Source organism: Micromonospora aridisoli (assembly GCF_056150025.1).
Genome location: NZ_JAXCFK010000158.1, coordinates 1 through 536 on the forward strand (window position 1 = coordinate 1; position 536 = coordinate 536).

1 protein-coding gene is annotated in these 536 nt (G+C 32.5%); it reads right to left on the minus strand.

Features of this window, described 5'->3' with window-relative positions; all coding sequences use genetic code 11:
- Positions 1-413, minus strand: a 413-nt coding sequence (locus SM447_RS29865) for a hypothetical protein (protein WP_474576203.1), incomplete at its 3' end; no start/stop codon positions are given.
- Positions 414-536 lie beyond the last annotated feature (123 nt).

The window sequence follows — 536 nt, forward strand, 5'->3', positions numbered from 1 at the left end:
TTAGCCTCTTTTTTAGGGCCTTCGCTTCGGTGTACTTCGATGGTGTTTGGCTTGTCATTGACAATCAAAGTGTAGGTGTATGATGATGTGACATCTTTGAGCGGAATTAATGTAATCATTTCTAATTCCATTTGTGCTGGTATGGTTTTGATAAGGGGCCTAGAACTACTTTTTCTGTAACCAGTGGGGTTCACTTTCAAAAATATATTTTGTGGACTATCAGTCGTATTCTTTGCGTATAAGATCGTTCGCTTAGGGAGTTTTTTCTCAACTAGAATGACAGCTTTATCTTGGGCAAACGAAATATTGATAATACATAATCCATAGATAAGCATTTGTGTTTTAGACGTTGTTCTTGCAAAAACATTTTTTGTTATCAATAATATAGTTTTTTTTAGAAATGGTAAGATCATAGTATAGCGTATGTTTGTATTGTATGTTTTTTTAAAAACTTAAAATTAAGGAGACAAAGAATCACTAAAATCGGACTGATTCCAATATCAAATGATTGTATTTTTCCTATCCAAATAAGAATG